Consider the following 21,262-nt stretch of genomic DNA (forward strand, 5'->3'; position numbering starts at 1 on the left):
AATAGTATGTATATTGTCTGTAAATATTGATTTGTTAATACAGGGGCATTTGAGTCCGCCGGTACTTGATGGCACATGAGTGGCATCTTAGTACCGCTGCAGGACTCAACGAGCGAAAGCGTCCCCTGATTGACAAAGTCAATATATACAGACAAATATATGAATAGATATTTTGTTCAAACATCAATGATAAAAATACATGTGAGGAAAAAAGATGGACAGCAGAAATTTGGATAAGGCGATTGAGATCTACGCCAGACTGATACAGGGCGAAACGATCGCGAAAGCAAGCAGAGAAAACAGTGCTCTGTACGAAGATTATTATGGAAATGCAGAGGTCTACGAGATTGTAGGCAATCTGTTAAAGAAACTGAATCTGAGTATTTACGAATACAATGAAGCACTTTATATCACTCCGGGTGAAGGCAACCGGGTATTTGGTTATACAAATGACGATATGAAGCGCATACTTGGACTGCGGCTGAATAAAGAATTGTTCCTATGCTATTTCCTCATGTATGTGATCCTGCTGTATTTTTATAAAGATTCCGGAAGCTATCAGTTCCGTGAATTTATCAAGCCGGAAAAGGTGATTGAAGAGGCGGACAAATATCTGGCAGATGTGACGAAGCGGTTGTCTGTATTTTCCGCAGAGGATGTCGGGGCAGAGAGCTTTAAAGCGGTTGGACTGCTGTGGGATGAGCTTCCGGCAGTCAGTCATGCAGTCTATGACGGAGAAAAGACGAAGGCGTCAAAGGCATCCAAATCCGGTTATGTGAAGCTGACATTTAACTTTATGGTCAGCCAGAAATTATTTGTCGAGAACGAAGAACGCTACTATCCGACCGATCGGTTCAAGGCGTTATGTGAGAATTACTTTGAAGAATACAGGGGACGTCTGTATCAGCTGCTTGGAGGTGAAGAGGATGCCGTGCATTAACCGAATACGAGTGAATAATGTAAAATACAATTTTGGTACACAGCAGTACGATGATTTTTCGATGCGGATGTATGGCAAGAACACGCTTTATGACCTTGCAAATGGTGGAGGAAAGAGTGTGCTGATGCTTCTTCTGCTTCAGAATCTGATACCGAACTGTACGTTAGATGATAAGCAGCCGATCGAGAAATTATTCCGGAATGGCGGCGGCAATACGACTATTCATTCCCTGATCGAATGGAAATTAGACGATGCGGATATCAAGGACGGATACCGCTACATGACGACCGGTTTCTGTGCTAGAAAAGCAAAGGAATCCGATGAAGGAGCATCACAGGACGGACAGACGGCGGCGATCGAATATTTCAATTACTGCATTTTCTATCGGGATTACAATAAGAACGATATCATTAATCTTCCATTGTCAAATGGTAATGAAAGAATTACATACAGTGGTCTAAAATCCTACATTAAGGAGCTTGGACATAAGGATATGAGCCTTGAAGTGCGTCTGTTTGAGCGGAAAGGGGAGTACCAGCGGTTCATCAGCGAATATGGTCTGCATGAGAGCCACTGGGAGATCATCCGTGGAATCAATAAGACAGAGGGTCATGTCCGTACTTATTTTGAGACGAATTATAAGACGACCAGAAAAGTAGTAGAGGATCTGCTGATCGAGGAGATCATAGAGAAAGCATTTCTGACCCGTACCGGTAGGGATGGGGATGAGAGCACAATGGCAGAAACTCTGCTTGACATTAAGGATAAATTGAACGTATTGGCACAGAAGAAGAGGGATATTGCGAACTTCGATCATCAGATCGAGCTGATCAATGTCCTGCAGGCAAAGGTCAATTCCTGTATCAACCAGTACGAGGCACACGAAGATATCACAAGGCAGCTTGCGGATATCTATGTGACGGGAAAAGAACTGACATCGAGGGAAAATGAACATCTGGAAGAACTGCTTGTAGCAAAACAGACTGCATTTGAACAGAAGGAAAGTCAGAAGAAGCGGTTGGAGAATCTGAAGATCACCAGAGATGGTTTCCGTCTGCAAGAGCTTCGGGATAAGTCAGAGCAGTTAAATGCAAATCTTGCTGAAAATGAACGACAGGTATCGGCATTAAAGCAGGATATGAATATGAAAGAAAGTATCAATGATTATCTGGGTTATCTGGAAGATAAGAAACAGTTATCCGAGAACCAGAAGATCATCGATCATATCTTACAGAATACCGGTGCAGACCGCGAGAAGATGACGGTCTATGCCTATAACAGAAAGCTCAGGGATGATGCACATTTGAAAGAGCTTCTTCTGGCAAAGGAGGAGGTCGAACAGTCGCATGAACATGCGGTGAAAGAAGCTGATTACTGCACAAAATGCATCAAAGAGGGCGAGATCGAGCTGGCCGTATCCGGAGACAACCGGAGGGCAGCTTCGGACAAATTACAGTCCTTAAATAACAAGATATCCGAGCTGACCTCACAGGTTGCCCTGCTTGTTGTGTCGGATGCGGCAAACGTGATCGAAGCATCCGAAGAAAAGGCAGAAGAACTAGAGGCATCCTTACGGGCACTTGCAGAGAGCATCCGGGAAGATCAGGAGCAGGTATTTGAAGACCGTTACCGGTTGTCACTTGCGGAAAACAGTCTGGAAACACTGGAAAAAGAATATGAGACGAGCCATCTGGATGCAGAGGAATATCGTCAGGCAGCTAAGAAGTTAGAAAGCATTATGGCGGTATATAGTGTAGAGAAAGCAGAAGAAATCATAGATGCGATCAATGCAAGGATCACAGGAACGCTGACCGAGACGATCACCAGAAAACAGGAGATTGAACGTTTGCTCGAAAGACGCAAATATCTGGAATCCGGACGTTTATTCGGACCGAGTGCAGGAGCATCGGCAGTTATTGATTATATCGTGACCAGACATGGACATATGGCGATGCACGGAGCTGATTATCTGGCAGCACTTAAGCCGGAGCAGCGGACGGAGATCTTGAAGAAAAACAGAGCACTTCCGTATGGAGTAGTCGTGAAGAATTTCGCTGATATAGCCGAAGATATCAATCTGGATTCGATTCAGACGGACAATGAGATGGTTTTAATCTACGATATGGATGACCTGTCCGAAAAGGCAGTTACCTTAAACGAAAATGCCGTTATGGTCTGCAGAAAAGGCGAATATTTCACAGACGATGAGATTCTGAAATCGTTAAAAGAAGAACTGACGATCCAGATTCGTGGTCTTGAGGATGAGATTTCGATGATCGATGAGAAGCTTGCGACCTACCGGGAAGATCTGGCATTTGTCGGTCATCTGGCAGATGAGAGGCACCTGGATGCGGCAGATATTGAACGAAAGCTGAATCAGGATCTGTTAAATAAAAAGGATGAGGTCCGTGAGCTTCAGGATCGTATAGCAGAACGGACAAGCCGGATCACGCATCAGAAAGAAGATGAGGCATCCGTAAAAGAAAAGCTGCATGAGCTGGAGGAAGACAAATCGATCCTGCTTCGTATTAAGGAGCTTTCTGATCTGGCAGTTGAGGAAGAAGTCCGTTATACGGAGAATGTTCAGAAAGAGCAGCGGATCACCGGACAGATCGAAGAACTGAAGAGGGATGCAGTCAGATGGAATACAACAGTGAGCGAGACGGAAGCACGGATGCTTGCGATCGCAAACAGTATTCAGGATATACAGGATAAATGGCAGAATTATTTCAAACCTTATTACCCGGAGGATGGAAAAGTGGATGTGTCACTGGATCCAAAGCAGAAGATTCAGGTGGCACTTGGACAGGAAACGGAAGATGTATCCAGACGGGATATCGAGATCCTTACGATCTCTGATGAAGTGCTAGAGACAGAATTTATGGCGATGTATGCAGTAGCAAATAAAAATGCACCGGATGTAGAGGATAAGAAGAAGCTGGTTCAGGCATTGTCACAGTCAATGGATCGTATTCTGCATACGATCGAGAAGCGTGGCGTGAAGCTTTCGGATCTGGAAGCACAGACACAGTTATTTGCCACATCCGAGCAGCAGTTGCAGGCACTTTCTGATGAATTGATGCGTCTGGAACTGGTATCAGCATCGATGGCGGAAGAACTGAAGAATGTATCAAAGGCTTCCGGCAGATTGGAAGGAAATATCGAATATGCGGTTGCCAGTCTGAAAAAGACTTATGGTGAAGATGCATATGCAGAAGAACAGATTTCTCTAAGTGAAGCAGAGCAGGCGATCACACAGGGCGATCAGATCCTTGCCGAGCTGGAACAGAGTTATAAGAAGACAGCAGAGGAATATGAGACCTGTAACAAAGAGCAGGGCTATATGATCGAGCTTTATAAAGATGTAAAACGTATCGTAGATACAAATGACATTAATGTAGAAAACGGTAAGCTGTTAGAAGCCGGAAAAGAGGAGCTGCGACAGGCATTTGAGACCAGTCTGTTACGATATGACAGAAGCCGCAAGAATTTGGAAAAGACAAGAAATGAACTGATGCGGTTCAAGGGACAGACAGCGGAAGCACTCAGCGAAATGGGTGTATTCGAGATGGCAGAAACGATCCGCAGAGATGTCATCATACCCGAAAACTACTATGATGCAAAGGCGTTGCTTGAAAGCCTGTTACAGATCATTTCCTATATCGATCTGGAAAAGGAAAGAGTGGAAAAGGGAATCGAAGATATGGTTGCGATCAAGGAGAATTTCTGCAGTCAGTGTTTACAGCGTTGTATGGATGTAAAGACTGAGCTTGAGAAGCTTCCAAAATTATCGAAGATTACCGTCGGAGAAGAAGTGATCCGTATGGTCGATCTGACGATTCCTTATGTAAAAGAAGAATTTCTTGCACAGCGCATGTCTGATTATATTGACGATATCGTAAAAGGCGCAGATGCCTATGAGGATGAGCGGAAGCGTGTTCGCTATATCCGTGACTGCCTTGCATTGAAGCGGTTATTTGGCGTAATGGTCACAGACATGAATGCGATCAAGTTGAAACTATATAAGAGAGAGCGTATCAAGGAGCAGAGCCGGTATCTTCGTTATGAAGAAGCGGTTGGTAGTACCGGACAGTCACAGGGTATCTACATTCAGTTTCTGGTTGCGATCATCAACTATATTGCAGGTATGTATTCCTATGGCGCAGAGGGCGAGATCTCTACAAAGACGATCTTTATCGATAATCCGTTTGGTGCGGCAAAGGATGTATATATCTGGGAGCCGATCTTTGCCATGCTTGCAGCTAATCATGTGCAGTTGATCGTTCCTGCCCGTGGCGCAACTCCGGCGATCACCGGCAAATTTGATGTGAACTACGTTCTTGGCCAGCAGATGGTCGGTAACCGCCAGCAGACGGTTGTTGTCGATTACACCAGCAAGACCTCGCAGGAGGAACTGGAATATCAGGACATCACCTACCAGCAGGCAACCTTCGACTTTATATAAGGTGTTATACCGTACAAACAAATGCCGAACATACCATTTGTTACGCAAAACACTTGCGTTCGATTCTCACGCAGCGGTGCTAAACTCACTGCTTATGCAGTTCGTTAAGAACCGGCGTTCGAATAGGTTTGCTACACAAAGGTATGTTCGGCATTTGTTCTGATATGATTGTCAAACAGATTTATAACCCCAAAAGCAGGTATAGAACCAAAATGAAAGAGATTATTACATATTATTCCGTAAGACGCTTGCGCTCTAATCCTCGTGCAGTGGTACATAAGGTTGCAAAGGACGCAACCTAAGTACCGGCCTCGGATAAGGCTTACTTCATAACAGTAATAATCTCTTTCATTTTGCCTAAAATGTTAGAATTGTTTTACAATAGCCCCATGCATATTATAGTCTATAAGCTTTTTCTGCATTTACGCAAAACACTTGCGTTCGAATAGGTTTACTGATGGTAGTAGCTTAAGAAATCAGCAATTCTTCCCATAGCGGTTTTAAGCTGCACGATATTCGGCAGATATACGATACGGAAATGATCCGGGTCTGTACAGTTGAAGCCGGTACCACAGGTGATCAGGATCTTCTTCTCACGGAGAAGATCAAGGGCAAACTTCTCATCATCCTTGATATGGAACTTCTCCTGATCCAGTTTCGGGAATATGTAGAAAGCAGCTTTTGGCTTCACAACGGATACACCGGGAATGTCACAGAGGGCGTTGTAGATATATTCACGCTGTTCGTAGATTCGTCCGCCCGGAAGCAGAAGTTCATCGGCACTCTGATAACCGCCCAGAGAAGTCTGAACGATACTCTGTGCAGGAACATTTGAACAAAGGCGCATTGAAGACAGAAGATTCAGACCTTCGATGTAGCCTTTTACATGATCCTTTCTGCCGCACAGACACATCCATCCGATACGATAACCGGCTACACGATGGGATTTGGACAGACCATTGAAGCTGATCGTGAATACATCCGGTGCCAGAGATGCGAGTGCAACATGCTTTCTGCCATCCATAACCAGTCTGTCGTAGATCTCATCTGCAAACAGGATCAGGTCGAATTCTCTTGCAAGATCAACGATCTGTTCCAGAATCTCCTTTGGATATAAGGCACCTGTTGGGTTATTTGGATTGATCACGACGATACCCTTTGTATTTGGAGTGATCTTACTTCTCATATCATCGATATCCGGATACCAGTCACTCTGTTCATCACAGATATAGTGAACAGCAGTACCGCCTGCCAGTGTGACAGAAGCTGTCCATAATGGGTAATCAGGAGAAGGAACCAGAATCTCATCTCCATTATTTAAAAGTCCCTGCATAGACATGGTGATCAGTTCACTTACACCATTTCCGGTATAGATATCGTCAATTCCGACATTTGGAATATGCTTTAACTGGCAATACTGCATGATAGCCTTTCTCGCGGAGAATAAGCCCTTGGAATCGGAATATCCTTCGGTGTCTCTCAGATTGTAAGACATGTCTTTGATGACTTCATCCGGTGCGTGAAAACCAAATGGTGCAGGGTTTCCGATATTCAGTTTCAGAACATCAATGCCCGCTGCCTGCATGCGGTTTGCTTCGTCCATAACAGGACCTCTTATGTCATAACAAACGTTATCGAGTTTCGTTGATTTTTCGTATGTTCTCATGCGATATACCTCTCTTTATAAGAATTTATCCGGCTCCCAAAACCGGAAGTTAAGCAACCTTAAGAATCCATTTTTGTACAGGAAACTGTTGTTATGGGAATCTGCCGGACTTTATAAGATGACAATAAAAAAGCCCAAGCAAATAAATTTTGCTTAGGGCGAACTTATCATTTTATAGTCCGTGTTACCACCTAACTTCAGGAAAAAACTTCCTGCACTCTGTACGGCCAGATCTCTTAACCGTTGTTCCTGTAACGTGGAACCTTCCGTTGACTGCTAATCTAAAACCTATTTCGCAATCACAGCTCGGGGACTGCTTCCTTAAGATGTTCTACAGGCTCACACCAACCGCCTGCTCTCTGAAGTAACACTTGCTTAAGTACTCCTTCCTGTCATAGCCTTTGATTTTTCTAAAAGTCTAGCACTGCACAGGGGAAAAGTCAACTTAATTTTTATGCAAATTTTTCGGACGGTCAAATGTGTGTAGCAGATGAAAATGGATAATAAACGCAGGCATATATCAACTGGAATTGAATGGTATATTTATTGGTTTATAATGCAAATAGATGTGAATTGTTCGACAGAGCCTTAATTAAATATACAATATATGCAATTAATACCACAATGCAATAAATGAACACAAAAAGACAAAATAAATACAATAAAATGATTAAATTGTCAAAAAATAATGTTGACAAATCGGGTATTATCACATATAATAAAGATACATTAAAGAACGGTCATCAAACAGATGCCACCCGGATAAACAGATCGAGGTCCGGTACACGGAAACTGGTCAAAAGTAAAAGATGTTTTCCGGAAGTTCAAGGAAGGAGGAGATTCCGTTGGATACAATTGAAGAACAGTTTTATCGTAGCAGCATACATGATTGGGAAGTTGTTTCCACACGGGATGCCTTATCGATATAACTTGAAACAAGTCCCCACACGGATGCCGGTTCGGCATAGATTGAAGTATCGGGACGTAGGTATTAGATTACTGGTTATGTTCTGCTAGGATTGTTCAAAAACACAAGATATAGATAGTGTTTCAAGGGCATTAGGCTATATCACATAGACGCTTAGAAATTGTTGGAAGGATTGGTACAACATAGTATCTGTTCAGGCAGTGACTGTTACAGATGCCACTTGTTTAGATTCGTTATAAGCAGGAGTTTATATAATATGTACCATTGCGGTATAACATTTCACATCTTTTGAAATATTGTACCATACATCTAAGATTTGAATGATGCAGTTGCATCGGGAGCATAAATATTTGCTCATCCTTCAGTAGAATTTATTTATAGATTTTATATAAAATGGCGTTTTATATGGCAGGTGTGGAAACCTCGAATATTTACAGAATACTTCGATAATAATCTAAAATTAAATACATACAAAGACCCAGGTGCTTATGCATCTGGGTTTTTGTATGTATTTGTATGAAAAAGGTGGCAGTCAACCCACAGCAGGTGGATGGTCAATTGACATTAATGGTGATTTCGTTATTTGAAGCACATTGCCAGTAAAGGCGGGTGCTTGTTTGAGTCCAAAGGACGAGTTGGCACAGGAGCCTTTACGAATCAGGCATGTGCATCAAATAGAAATCGAAATGAGTCAATTGACCATCCACCTGCTGTGGGTTGACTGTCACCTTTTTTTCATACCGTCTGATCAGGCGGAACAAAGAGCGGGAGATCTGGGATATTATAAGAGAATACAGCTGTAATAATGATAAGTCCGATCAGAAGAATATAACCGATACTATACACCCATTTTGGAATCTGGTGGAGCGAAAGCAGGTGAATCACACTTAGAAGCTGTCCTGCCAGAATACCGATGCCATAGGCTGTAAGGTCGATAGACATTCCGGTAAGTCCGAATCCGCCGGAGAACACATAATAGATGCTGACAATGATCAGATCTGAGATGCAGACGCTGGCTGAGATCATCAGGATCACTTTATGGATCGAAGGTCCACAGGGAATAAAATGCAGACCATAAAGAATCAGCATAACGATGAGCACCGGATACAGGGTAAGCTTCAGATGCTCCCAGATACTTTCATTGATCGGTGTGCACCAGGCGACCAGATTACTTTTCTCTAAGATGGCATATAGAAAATGCCAGCCGCTTCCAAGTATCACAATACAGATGGAAGAGAAAACACTCCAGATAAAAAAGTTGTGTTTAACAGACTGATTCATTGAAATCCTCCATATTATTTTGTGGTATTAATTGCTGTTATATGCCAGCAATTTATGTTATTATATCTATATAATATATTCACAAAAACCAGAATATATGCAAAAACATCGGCTGTTGATTATATCAGTAACAGATATAGCAAGATTAATGGCTGATAAGATGATCACCAGGAGGGATGAGAGAGATGAAATGTAACAATTGTGGAACAGAAAATGCAGATGGACAGCAGTACTGTCAGGGATGTGGAGCGGCATTATATGGGCAGAGTAATATGTATACTCAGCAGAATCAGAATACATATGGACAGCAGAATGCAGGTACATATGCTCAACAAAATGCTGGAACATATGGACAGCAGAATTTGTATAGTCAGCAGGCATATACAACACCTCCACAGCAGGTTGTTTATAATCAGAGAATAACAAAAGAAAATCTGCCTTACGAATTTCAGCCGATTTCCATGTGGGGATATTTTGGATATCAGATTTTGTTTATGATTCCTATAATAGGATTTATCCTTCTGATTGTTTTTGCACTGGGCGGAACAAAGAATGTAAACCTGAAGAATTTTGCAAGATCTTATTTCTGCGTTACAATTATAGTTTTGGTAGTAGTATTGATCATAGCGGCAACAGGCGGACTGGCAATTCTTGGGGGTAGTATGAATATGTAAAAAATTTCTGGGTTTACAACGTGCCTGCGAATGAATGTACATATGATGGCCATATGGAAGATGGCTTCAGATATAATAATCAATGAATAAAGGAGTTATACAAATGGATTACAATAGCCTGAGCTTAAAGATGCATGAGGAGAATAAAGGAAAGGTTGAGGTCATCTCAAAGGTTAAGATCAAAGACAGAGACGACTTAAGCACAGCATATACACCGGGTGTTGCAGAGCCATGCAGAAAGATCCGTGACAATAAGGCTGATGTATACAAATATACATGTAAGGGCAATATGGTAGCGGTTGTTTCCGATGGAACAGCAGTTCTCGGACTTGGAGATATCGGACCGGAAGCTGCGATTCCTGTTATGGAAGGCAAAGCGATCCTGTTCAAAGAATTCGGTGGAGTGGATGCATTCCCAATCTGTCTTGATACAAAGGATGTAGATGAGATTGTAGAAACCGTAAAACGGATCGCTCCTGTATTTGGCGGTATCAATCTGGAGGATATATCAGCACCGAGATGTTTTGAGATTGAGAGAAGATTAAAGGAAGAACTGGATATCCCTGTATTCCATGACGATCAGCACGGAACAGCTATCGTTGTATCCGCAGGTCTGATCAATGCACTGAAGCTGGTAGGTAAGGATTTCGATAAAGCAAATGTTGTAATTAATGGTGCAGGTTCAGCGGGTATCTCTATCTGCAAGCTGCTTCTTCAGCTAGGTATCGGAAACGTAGTTCTGGTTGATAAGCAGGGTGCTCTCTGTCCGGGTCAGGAATGGATGAATCCGGCACAGGCAGATATGGCAGAGATTACAAATAAAGACAGACAGACTGGAAATCTTGCGGAGATCATGAAGGGCAAGGATGTATTTATCGGTGTATCGGCTCCGAATATTGTAACGGCAGAGATGGTAGCATCCATGGCCACAGATCCAATTGTATTTGCTATGGCGAATCCGACACCGGAGATTATGCCGGAGGAAGCAAAGAAGGGCGGCGTTCGTGTTATGGCGACAGGACGTTCCGACTATCCAAATCAGATCAACAATGTTCTGGTATTTCCCGGTATCTTTCGTGGAGCACTGGATGCGAAGGCAACAGGTATTACAGAAGAAATGAAGATGGCAGCAGCAAAAGCTATTGCATCTATCGTAACCGATGAGGAATTAAATGAAGAGTACATTATTCCGGGTGCGTTTGATGACAGAGTAGCAAAAGTGGTAGCTAAGGCAGTTGCGGATGAAGCACATAAGCTTGGTATAACAAAATAACAGAGACTTGCTGAAAATCTGATGGCCGGTAATACAGTAACAATTTCCGGCAGGTAAGCTGCAGGTTTGGACAGAAAGGAGATCTTATATGACAGATGATTTTGTGACACTCACGATTGAAAGACAGAAGAATATCGCACTGATCGCACATGACAGCAAAAAGGCTGAGATGATCGAGTGGTGCAATGACAATAAGGACATACTGAAGAATCATTTTCTTTGCGGAACCGGAACAACAGCTCGGATGATCGCAGATAAGACCGGACTGCCGGTTCGCGGATATAACAGCGGTCCTTTAGGCGGTGACCAGCAGATCGGAGCCAAGATCGTAGAAGGCAGGATCGATATGGTAATCTTTTTTTCAGATCCACTGACGGCACAGCCACACGATCCGGATGTAAAAGCGCTGCTTCGTATTGCACAGGTATATGATATTCCAATCGCAAATAATAAATCAACTGCTGATTTTATGATCAATTCCAAGTATATGGATCAGGAATATGACCATAAGGTTATCAATTTCAAGAAAAATATCAAACAGCGCGCGGAAACTTTATAAAACAGATAGAAAAATACGAAATAAATTCCACGTTCAGTTAGAAATTGCCCTGCCAGGTTGTTCTATAATGTGACTTTTTTTGACAGAATACAAGAGTAGCTTTTGTACACATTATAGAATAAACATAATTGGAGTGGACAACTTGGCAGGAATCGATAAAGAGATGTTTGGTCAACGTCTTAGAGAGATCCGAAAGAAACATGGGATGACTCAGGCTGAACTTGGAGAAAAGACTGGTCTTGCAGATAAATATATTAGCAGGATTGAGACAGGAAAAGCAGATGTTTCCCTGGACTGTTTTGTAAAGCTGGTGAATGCATTTGATGTTCCCGCAGATTATTATCTTCAGGATAGTATAAGCTATGACTATAAGGTCGAAGGCGGAGAACTGGAGAAATATGTATCTTTTCAGCGGTTTGGTACTGCAAAGACAGAACAGTTACTGGCGGTTCTTGATAAGCTGATCATGCTTATGGATATAACCAAATAGTCGGTAATCAGATAAATATAATCGGGGGGGACAAATGATACAAATAGCAATTTGTGATGATGATGCAGTTATGCTCACAGAGATGCAGAGTGTAATTACACAACATATGGAACAGAAAAATCTTAATTATCAGCTATATTCTTATCAAAATGGAGAAGCATTATTGCTGGGAACGGAAGATGCCGGAATGTTTCATATTGTTTTTCTGGATATTGAATTAACAAGAATGGATGGGATTCGGGTAGCAGGAATACTACGGGAGAAATACCCATCCATTATTCTTGTCTTTATATCTGCGTATAGTGAATATTATAAGGCGGCTTTTGATGTTCAGCCTTTTCAGTTTCTTGATAAGCCGGTTGCGGCAGACAGGCTTCTTTTAACATTAGATCAGGTTTTAGAGCGTGTTGTCAATGACACGGAGCTTCTAACATTCTGTCAGAATCGAGTTTATTATTCTATCAAAATTGGTGATATTGTTTATCTGGAAAGCAATAAGCGTATGATAACAGCTTTTTGCACTTCCGGGACATATGAATTTTATGACAAGCTGGAACATCTGGAGGAGTATCTTGGAACAAGACAGCAGAGGTTTGTTCGGATCCATCGGTCTTTTCTCGTAAATACGAATCATATTCGAACGATTTCCTATACTTGCGTAGGTATGAGTAATGGCGTGGAATTGATGATCAGCCGGGATAAAAGAAGCCGGGTGCGTGAGTACTATACAAAGTGGCTGGAAGGAATGAATTTTTGATCCGGATGATCACGCTGGCGTCTGATCTATTCTATCTTTGGAATATAAGATCTTTGGGGCATGCGTTATATCATCGGTCGAAATATAAAAGTACAACAGAGATCATGCTGGAAATGATATGGTTGTGTGTCTACTGCATTATTTCCCGCATGATATCAATATATAAAAATCTGGTATTTGTAAGTTTGTTTTTTTTGTACTTTTTATTTTTTAAATTACTTTTTGATAGTGCAGAGAAAAAAGCTTTATTGACCTCGGTTTATCTTGTATTAATGCAGGTTATTGCAAAGATATTCATCCATGTTGTATTTGCAGAACATGGATGGCTTGAAAAGATGAAGGGAAGACCGGCTGTCCCGATAGAGATGTATCGCATTATTCTTTCAAATTTGCTGGTGTGTCTGTTTATAAAGATCTATATTCTAATCTACAAATTCTTACTTAATCGATATAATAACAGATTTCAAAAAATTGAAACAAAAAAATTATTTATAGAAGCAGATCGTCTGGATCATCATCTGTATTTTTCTGATTGGCTGGAGGCTGTGTTGATCCCATGTATGTCCATGGTGGTTATAGGAACTTTTTTTATGGATAATACAAGGTGTCGGATAGTCTGGATGACCATGGCTGTCTACAGTATTAATTTGATGGCGCAGGATCTCTATATGAGAACAAGAAATGAGAGAAGTTCGACAGTATTTGTCTGGAATATTCAGAGACAGGCAGAACAGTATCGTGCTTATTGTCATTCGCTTGGAGAAGCTTGGGAAAGAAACAGGCGTTTTCGGCATGATCTGAAGAAGCAGTATATGTTAGAACGGATTTATCTGGAACGGGGCGAATATGAAAAGCTAGAACAGGAATATGACCGCGTGATCCAGATCACTTCGTCGCGTGAGGTTATAAGTGGTCATGTTATGACAGATGCCATTCTTTCCTGTAAGCGTTCGGAAGCGGATCAGCGGCAGATCGGACTTACGGTGGAGACTTCAATACCGACAGATCTTGCAATCAGTGACTATCATCTGAATATGCTGCTTGGAAATATACTGGATAATGCGATTCGTCATACCGGACTAGGAGGACAGATTTGGATCAAGATGGTTTATGATCGGCAAAATCTTCTGATCCATTGTAAAAATACCGTGGATGAATGTGAAAACAGATCAACAGATTCCGGATCTTCTGACGGATGTGGAGAGTCGTTTGTTCCGGGTATAAAAAATGGAGTGGCAAATTCTGAAATGCATGGAATCGGACTGCATATCATGAGGGAAATTGTTGCTTATTATAATGGAACGATGGATATAAAAAGGACGAATTGCGAGTACATAGTAATGATAATTTTGGAGCTTACTTACCAAAAGTTACATTGAGACATACCATTTATTACATTTGTGATAAAAATGCTCCTTTTTTGTGTATAGTGTGGGTGTCGGCAGATATGAAAGGCTGTCGAAGAAAACAGATGAAAAGGAGGGTAGCGAGACATATACAGATAACAGCTGTCGGACATTTGTAATTCCGGTATTCAGGCGCCGGATGCGGGAAGATAAGAATGGATTTGACAGGATGTAAAATTAAAAATTCATAAGATGTCAAAATGGGCAGTACAGGCTGTGTTATACGGACTGTACTGCTTATTATATATGTGTCTACACATATCTTTCCAGAGTGATGTAGATGCGTCCTTTCCGTGTCTCTTTGCCACAGCCTTTATAGATGAATTTGCCGTAGCCGCGGATGGAGAAAGTGTCGTCCGGTTTTAGTGTGTAACTGTTATTTTCAAGAACACGGTTGTTGAGAAAGACTTTTTTCTCCCGAAACAGGATAACGGTCTGGCTTCTGGATAACTTGGTAACAGCTGCAATCACAGCGTCGATTCGCTCGGATGCAGCGATGCATTGACATTCTTCAAGAGTAGAGGTGATGTCAGGTAGATCTGAGTCCGGACATGGGATACAGCGCACGGATGTATGTTTAATGCGGGTCAGATTCTCGGAAATATAGTCAGCGATAGAAGACACACAGAAGACATAGGCTGTGTTTCGGATGCCGCTTCTGGATGATGCTTTCATGATGATATCTCCGGTCATCTCACGTTCAATACCAAGATTCATCAGAGAGCCAAGGACATCACGATGAGATAATTCATCTGAGAATTTGTCCATCAATGGAGTAATTTGTAAAATCGTGATAGGAAAGGGCAAATCATAACCTGTTGTGTCCTCGGAACCGAATCGTATCATTACGCGGTCGCAGCCGTCTCTTCCTCCGAAAATCTCATATGGAATATGAGAAATATCCGGTAGCATACTATAAAAAATATCCAGGTCGGATGCAGACAAAAAATTAGTAAATGTGTAAATGTTCTTTTGGTAGGCTTTGTTTGCCAGATCATTTAAATGACCCTGTAATAAGAAATCGGTGTTCATGCTGCTGTTCCTCCTGTTCCGGTGTGACGTGTGCTTTGAATTCTATGTAGAATGATAAAATTATTGGGTATATTTGTAAAGAGAGATTTGTAGAGAGAATCTTAACTTTTTAAAATTATTCTTGACAAAACAGAATGAAACGTATATATTGTGTAAAGCGTCTGGCGCGATAGAAGAGGATTCCGAACACGGGGTCAGTAAGATTGTGACAGACGTCTTAATTTTGCATAGTATAAAGTTCGAAGAACGGGGAGCTCAGAGTTGAGCTCCTTTTTTCGATTGCTAAAAAACTTTTTGACGAAATTCTATGCCGGATAGATATTGTTAAAATAAAAAAGAAAACGCTACGCGATACATATATTCAAAAATTTTTTAAAAATGGCATTTTTCACAATAAATTCACAAAAAATCGGATGCGCCGGGTCGTTAAATGTCGAAAAACGTCGTACGCAAAATGAAAGTGCTGTGATTGAATTTGATTGAATAAGTAAAGAAGTAGTAAATTTAACAAAACAAGACAGGCAGAATCGGTCAAAATAATCATAAATATTTCATTTTTAGTAAAATTTGTGCAAAAAGAACCATAAAACCCGGAAAACTTTATTTATTATGCAATATTTACAAATATGAAATGATTTGTTATCATAGCACCATAAGAGATGGACAGGAAATAAAAACGAACATCTTGAAAGAAGTTACTACAGTGTAGTAAGTAAAAAAAAGACAATTACTTAACATTTGAATAGATATGATGGAGGATTCCCAATGCACGAATTCGTATAATCCCTATATTACGATGTAATGTACCCCATAACCCCCAAACCCCCCCAAACCCCCCCTTTTTGGAATCCTCCATGACCTCTCCTTTAAGAATGAGCCTCAGTATTAATTACTGGGGCTCAAGCCCTTTCTATAATTAATTTCCCTAAAAATTTTTATTTATGATGTTTCTATACATAATTTCAATTTCCCCCAGGTTTTTATTTATGTTTAATTGATACAGCAGACGGAATGGTATAAATCGCTCTCTGGATGTCGATACTCTTTTATAAAGAAAGGAAACTGGAATGGCTTATATGCATGGTAGTTTCTTTTTGCATGAAAAGAGGAATGGGATATGTTATTTAATAGAAGAAACAGGACTGCAGATCAGGAATATCCGGGGATGCGCCAAAGCCGGAAGCATGGTGTGGATAAGAAGCGTCATTTGGGTAAACAGAAGAGCGTGGATGCGGTTCAGGCAGAGCTGATGGAGCATTATCAAGATTATATGGAAGAATTTGCGGATGAGCTGTCGGCGTTTGGGGTTGTGCAGGAGATGGAGAAGGACCGGGAGATGTTGGAGGATGAGCAGTAGTCCACCGGAATCCGTCAGAATCTACCAGAACCTCAACAGAGCTACACCGGAGTCCCGCCTTTGCTATTGTAGATGTCATGTTCGTACGGATACCTCATCTAGCTGCTCATCCCCTTGTAATTCATGCATTCGATTTCCTATAAAATACACCTGCCTGATTCGCATACGTTCCTGCGCAAACTCGCCTTCGGCTCAAACATGCGCCCACATATGCTGGCAAGCTGTATTTTATAACGGAAATCTTATTAATATTTATTACCGATGACAGACAGAGGGACATACATATGGAGAAATTATAAACATTCTATCAGCAGCAAGGACGGGATTCCGGTACAGTCTTTGATGAGATCATGATGTAGTTTTGATGGAATACTAGTTGAGCTTTGGACATATCGTGAGATTTTAAGGCTTGCTTAATTTGAAAATACATGTATAACATATCATATAGAAATACTAGGAAATAAAAGCGATGAAACAGGAATGGATGGAGAATGAGAAAATAAACAGCGAGATAAACTGGGACAGAGCGAGAAGGTTTTATAGGATATGATAAAGTTACAAAGGAGACGAAGATATGGCAAAGTTGATCACACCGGAGATTTTTCAGAAGAATACAGCAGAAGATTATTTAAAAGCGGCGATTGATACGGCGGAATGGATCGATACGTTGGCGATTAAGACGGAATATGGAAGAATCTGGCAGGCGTTGCCGGAAGGACAGGATGGATATCGGGAGGATGTTCCGTTATTTACGCCGAAGAGTATGTATGACGGTTCGGCAGGTATTGGTATTTTCTTTATTCGGCTGTATGAAGCAACCGGAGACACACGCTGGCTGACTGAGGCGGAGGAAGCGGCGGCGCATATCATTGCAACGAAGGTTGGAGTGGAATGGTATCAGACGACGCTTCATTCAGAAGTAAAGGGTATTATTCCGGTTCCGGGCTGGGCGGCAGGCCCTTATAATGGTCCGGTTGGTGAGGCATATTTCCTTGAAGACCTGTATCAGGTGACAGGAAAACAGGAATATCGGGATTATGTATTATATGTTGCGGATGTCCTGCTTGAAGCAGCAGTAACCGATGAGAGAGGACTGCATTGGAGTGATCAGGAGGATATCACCGCAGATGGCGGATTTATCGTATTCTTAGATATCCTTTATCGTAAGACCGGTATCAGGAAATATCTGGATACCGCATGTGCGGCTGCAGACCGGATCGCACAGGATGCCCTTCCTGCGCCAAATGGTGGAAAGTTCTGGAAGCTGCTTGATCTGTCGATGATCGATTTTGAGAAGGATACGACATTCCCGAACTGGTCACATGGAACGACTGGAACGGCATGGATGTTCGCAGCCTTATATCAGGATACAAAGAAAGAGGAATATCTGGAGCTGGCAAAGGAAGGCCTTACATACGCAATGAATATCGCAGTTGGAGATGAGACCGGACGACTGATCCCATATCAGGATCATCCGGTAACAGGTCCGACATATGACAAATATTACCTCAGTACATGTCATGGCCCGGTTGGAAGTACGCTGGCATTTCGTGAATTATATGAGATTACCGGAGAGGAGATCTACCGGAACTGGACGATCGAATTATCGCGTGGTATCGTCCGTGCCGGTGCGCCGGAGAAACATTCCTGGGGCTTCTGGAACTGCCAGTGCCAGTGCTGTGGAACAGCAGGTATTCTGGAGCATTTTGCTGCCATGTATGAATATACCGGGGAGAAAGAGTTCTATGATTATATGATCCGTACTGCTGATGTAATGCTTTCCGATTCAGATCACCGGACACCGGGACTCCGTACCTGGTATGACAGTTGGTGGAGAACGATCCCGACCAGAGTTGTCAGTTATCCGGGACTGTATGTCGGTGTGGCAGGCTGTGCATCCTCGCTGCTCCGTACCTATGCGGCGCTGACAGGTAAGAAGCTGACTAACCTGTACGAATATCATTTCTTTGAGAAGTTTTAAGCGGAACCCTTATATAAAAATGTAGATCATGCTTCTATGGCTACAGTGATCTCGGTAATGTAGTCTTGCGGGTCTTCGGCAGTGAAGCTGTCTATAACATTGTGCTCCAGATATTCAGAGGAAGTATGTATGTTGTGCTCATGTTTAAAGGTCATCAGGCGGTCGTAAGTATCGCCGATCGTATCCCAGTGACCGGTGTGGTAGGCGGTGAGATATTTTCCTGCAGGCAAGGTATGGACAGGAAGCCCGTAAGGCTTGTTATCTAACAACAGGGCGACATTATCATAGACAGCGTACTTATCTGATTCGATATGGGAAGCATGCTGGAAATATGCCATATCATAATCATTTTTAAAAGTAGAACCGACCGTTAGCAGAAGATTGATCAGGTCATCGGTTTTTCGATACAGTTCAGCATCTGTAGCGGTTGGTGCTTCTGCATAGAGATAGTAGCGTTCCGGGAAGTCAGCAATAAAGATGGCTGTCGGATCGATCTGCATAGCGAAATGGATCTTGCTCTTTTGCTGCGAGATCCATTTTTCCATGGAGCGTAATTTGGCAATCTCTGTATTGATCTGATGTTCACGTTCTTCTAATATATGGAGCATCTTTGCCGGATCACGGTTGGCAAGCTGCTGTTTGATCTCTTTTAACGGCATACCTAGGTCTTTTAATAGAAGGATGGTGTCAAGAATCTCAGTCTGATAGATCGAATAATAGCGGTAACCATTTGGCTGGGTGAGCTCCGGCTGAAATAAACCGATCTCATCATAATGAAACAGGGTTTCTTTTGTTATTCGCATGATCCTGGCGAACTCGCCGGTCGTCATATATATCTTTTTATTCATTTGAATTTCCTTTCATTTTCAAAATTACACTTGACTATAGGGTTACCCTATAGTATATGCTTGGCTTTGTCAATTAGAAAAGTGTTATAAAACGGAGAGGACTTGTTAAAATGGGTAAATCATTAAATCGTCGCATTACGCCATGGTCGCTGCTGAGTTTTGCGGCACCGTCAATCATCATGATGGTATTTATGTCGTTGTATACAATCGTGGATGGTATCTTTGTATCCCGATTTGTCGGAAGTAATGCATTATCATCGTTAAATATCGTATATCCCGTAGTAAATGTGGCAATCGCCATTGCCATGATGCTGGCATCGGGTGGAAATGCGATCATTAGCAAATATCTTGGAGAGGAAAATAAAAAGAGAGCATGTGAGAGCCTGACTCAGTTTGTCACGGTATGTATTCTGGTCAGTCTTGTGATCGTGGTGATCAGTCAGGTGTTCCTGACAGAGATATCCAGACTGCTGGGTTCCAATGAAGTGCTTCTGGCAGACTGTAAAAGTTATCTGGGAATGGTGAGCTTATTCATTCCTGCCTGTATGCTGCAAACGTTGTTTCAGATGTATCTGGTCACAGCGGGACGGCCAACGATGGGCTTGCTGCTTATGATCGGTGCAGGTATTGTAAATGCTGTTCTTGATTACGTATTGATCGTGATCTGTGATATGGGAGTTGCAGGTGCGGCACTTGCAACAGGAATCGGTCAGTGCATTCCCGCGATTGCCGGACTTGTATTTTTCATGTTCTCCAAAGGTGAGCTTCGGTTTACCGGATTCAAGCTTTCCTTGCGGGAGCTTGGACATGCCTGCTATAACGGTTCTTCAGAGATGGTATCAGAGCTTTCAAATTCTGTTGTAACGGTATTGTTCAATCTTGTTCTGATGCGGCTTGCAGGAGAAGCCGGAGTTGCGGCTATCTCAATTCTGCTGTATGGACAATTTTTATTCAATGCATTCTATTTGGGATTTACAATCGGGATCAGTCCGATCGTTGGGTTCCAGTATGGCGCAAAGGATAAGAAAAAACTTCGGAGTATTTATAAGATTGCGTTCCTTTTTGTGGCGGTATCGGCGGTTATTCTGACGGTTATTGCAGAGGTGCTTGCGACCTGGATCATTACGGTATTCACACATGACCCGGCAACATTTGAACTGGCGGAGATCGGATTCAAGATTTTTGCGATCAATTTCCTGTTCAGCGGGTTGAATATTACATCCTCCGGCTTCTTCACTGCCCTTTCAAATGGTAAGGTGTCGGCGATCATTTCATTCAGCCGGACATTTATCTTTACGGTGTTAAGTCTTCTGATCCTGCCGCATTTCCTTAAGATCTATGGAGCGTGGCTGGCTGTACCGATCGCGGAAGCGGTGACGCTTCTTGTGACTGTGCCGTTTCATAAGGTGTATTTTATTGGCAAGGGGGAGAAGAATTATTTGAGAGGATAGATGAATTCTTTTAGACAGTTGCTTTTTAGATTCGTATTGGTATTGTAGTTGATTCAGCATAATCTTTACACGCGGTTCCGATTCTGTTATAAATAAACTTGGAGAATTCAAATGGAATTTGAATGGTTGACTATATATGGAAGGGACAGGTGAA

Annotated in this window: 15 protein-coding genes and 1 other annotated feature; of the genes, 11 read left to right on the plus strand and 4 right to left on the minus strand. The window is 42.1% G+C overall.

All coding sequences use genetic code 11. From position 1 onward, the window contains the following. The first annotated feature begins 214 nt into the window (after positions 1-214). Positions 215-940 carry a DUF6063 family protein gene (locus LK416_12155; GenBank protein ID UEA74395.1) on the plus strand — a complete coding sequence of 242 codons (726 nt, stop codon included), beginning with the start codon at positions 215-217 and terminating at the stop codon, positions 938-940. Further along, positions 927-5,405 carry a hypothetical protein gene (locus LK416_12160; protein UEA74396.1) on the plus strand — a complete coding sequence of 1,493 codons (4,479 nt, stop codon included), beginning with the start codon at positions 927-929 and terminating at the stop codon, positions 5,403-5,405. Before LK416_12155 ends, LK416_12160 begins: the two co-directional genes overlap by 14 nt. Positions 5,406-5,856: 451 nt before the next feature. Here LK416_12160 and LK416_12165 read toward each other — a convergent pair whose 3' ends face one another. Continuing rightward, on the minus strand, positions 5,857-7,071 hold the full coding sequence (locus LK416_12165; GenBank protein UEA74397.1) for an aminotransferase class I/II-fold pyridoxal phosphate-dependent enzyme: 1,215 nt from the start codon (positions 7,069-7,071) through the stop codon (positions 5,857-5,859). Positions 7,072-7,222: 151 nt separating this feature from the next. Then, positions 7,223-7,476, minus strand: a binding site (T-box leader). A 1,258-nt stretch (positions 7,477-8,734) separates the two neighbouring features. Next, the gene (locus LK416_12170) at positions 8,735-9,280 is read right to left on the minus strand and encodes a DUF6512 family protein (protein ID UEA74398.1); all 546 of its coding nucleotides are present in this window, start codon (positions 9,278-9,280) and stop codon (positions 8,735-8,737) included. A gap of 185 nt (positions 9,281-9,465) precedes the next feature. On the opposite strand from LK416_12170, the gene LK416_12175 reads away from it, so the two are divergent. The 6 genes from LK416_12175 to LK416_12200 all read left to right on the plus strand — a co-directional run bounded on the left by LK416_12175 (position 9,466) and on the right by LK416_12200 (position 14,412). Further along, positions 9,466-9,954 carry a zinc ribbon domain-containing protein gene (locus tag LK416_12175; GenBank protein ID UEA74399.1) on the plus strand — a complete coding sequence of 163 codons (489 nt, stop codon included), beginning with the start codon at positions 9,466-9,468 and terminating at the stop codon, positions 9,952-9,954. A gap of 103 nt (positions 9,955-10,057) precedes the next feature. Next, positions 10,058-11,227, plus strand: coding sequence for an NADP-dependent malic enzyme (locus tag LK416_12180; protein UEA74400.1), 1,170 nt, complete (start codon positions 10,058-10,060; stop codon positions 11,225-11,227). Positions 11,228-11,315: 88 nt separating this feature from the next. Beyond that, on the plus strand, positions 11,316-11,786 hold the full coding sequence (locus LK416_12185; protein UEA74401.1) for a methylglyoxal synthase: 471 nt from the start codon (positions 11,316-11,318) through the stop codon (positions 11,784-11,786). 142 nt (positions 11,787-11,928) lie between these two features. Further along, complete coding sequence (locus LK416_12190) at positions 11,929-12,276, plus strand: helix-turn-helix domain-containing protein (GenBank protein ID UEA74402.1); 348 nt, start codon at positions 11,929-11,931, stop codon at positions 12,274-12,276. A gap of 34 nt (positions 12,277-12,310) precedes the next feature. Next, positions 12,311-13,033 (plus strand): LytTR family DNA-binding domain-containing protein, encoded by a 723-nt coding sequence (locus tag LK416_12195; GenBank protein UEA74403.1) that lies wholly within the window; start codon positions 12,311-12,313, stop codon positions 13,031-13,033. A gap of 248 nt (positions 13,034-13,281) precedes the next feature. Continuing rightward, entirely contained in the window at positions 13,282-14,412 is a 1,131-nt protein-coding gene (locus LK416_12200; protein ID UEA74404.1) for a GHKL domain-containing protein, read from the plus strand. A gap of 279 nt (positions 14,413-14,691) precedes the next feature. Here the strand turns inward: LK416_12200 and LK416_12205 are convergent, their stop codons facing one another. Then, positions 14,692-15,471, minus strand: a complete 780-nt coding sequence (locus LK416_12205) for a YlmH/Sll1252 family protein (protein ID UEA74405.1) — start codon at positions 15,469-15,471, stop codon at positions 14,692-14,694. Between the two features lie 1,117 nt (positions 15,472-16,588). Between LK416_12205 and LK416_12210 the strand changes: the two genes are divergently transcribed. Then, on the plus strand, positions 16,589-16,828 hold the full coding sequence (locus tag LK416_12210; protein UEA74406.1) for a hypothetical protein: 240 nt from the start codon (positions 16,589-16,591) through the stop codon (positions 16,826-16,828). A 574-nt stretch (positions 16,829-17,402) separates the two neighbouring features. Beyond that, positions 17,403-18,809, plus strand: a complete 1,407-nt coding sequence (locus LK416_12215; GenBank protein ID UEA74407.1) for a hypothetical protein — start codon at positions 17,403-17,405, stop codon at positions 18,807-18,809. A gap of 26 nt (positions 18,810-18,835) precedes the next feature. Here LK416_12215 and LK416_12220 read toward each other — a convergent pair whose 3' ends face one another. After that, a complete protein-coding gene (locus LK416_12220; protein ID UEA74408.1) occupies positions 18,836-19,657 on the minus strand; it encodes a MerR family transcriptional regulator in 822 nt (273 codons plus the stop codon). A gap of 110 nt (positions 19,658-19,767) precedes the next feature. On the opposite strand from LK416_12220, the gene LK416_12225 reads away from it, so the two are divergent. Continuing rightward, on the plus strand, positions 19,768-21,108 hold the full coding sequence (locus LK416_12225; protein ID UEA74409.1) for an MATE family efflux transporter: 1,341 nt from the start codon (positions 19,768-19,770) through the stop codon (positions 21,106-21,108). Positions 21,109-21,262 lie beyond the last annotated feature (154 nt).

Source organism: Lachnospiraceae bacterium GAM79 (assembly GCA_020735665.1).
Lineage (GTDB): Bacteria > Bacillota > Clostridia > Lachnospirales > Lachnospiraceae > Coprococcus.